This window comes from Pseudomonas sp. K5002 (genome assembly GCF_013386655.1).
Taxonomy (GTDB): domain Bacteria; phylum Pseudomonadota; class Gammaproteobacteria; order Pseudomonadales; family Pseudomonadaceae; genus Aquipseudomonas.
In genome coordinates this window covers 1-319 of the sequence record NZ_JACARK010001696.1, presented here as the reverse complement: position 1 = coordinate 319, position 319 = coordinate 1, and the positions used below count along the sequence as shown (strand labels likewise).

General features: G+C 68.0%; 1 protein-coding gene. It reads left to right on the top strand.

Translation table 11 applies throughout. From position 1 onward, the window contains the following. Positions 1 to 319 (top strand): hypothetical protein (locus HX846_RS38760; RefSeq protein WP_178967646.1); only part of this gene is annotated, 319 nt, incomplete at both ends.

Sequence of the window (319 nt, the reverse complement as noted above, 5' to 3'; positions counted from 1 at the left end):
GGCTCGGCCAGGTCAAGCCGGTCGACAGCCTTGAGCAGGCCCTGGCCCAGCGCGGCCAGTTGGCCGCCGGGCAAAGCCTGATCAGCCGTGATGGCTTTTGGGTCGGCCGGCACTTTTTGCGGGTACGGCGCGCCAGCGAAGCGGAAAGCGGCGTATTGGCCCGTGGCCAGGAAATCGTCAACCTGACCGCCGAGCGCGAAGAGCGCGAAGCCACACTCGAGTCCCTGGAAAACCAGCTGCAAACCCTGCGCGCCACCCAGCGCCAGCAAGAGACCGGCCGCGAACACCTGCGCCGGCTGTTGCAGGACGAAGCGCGCCA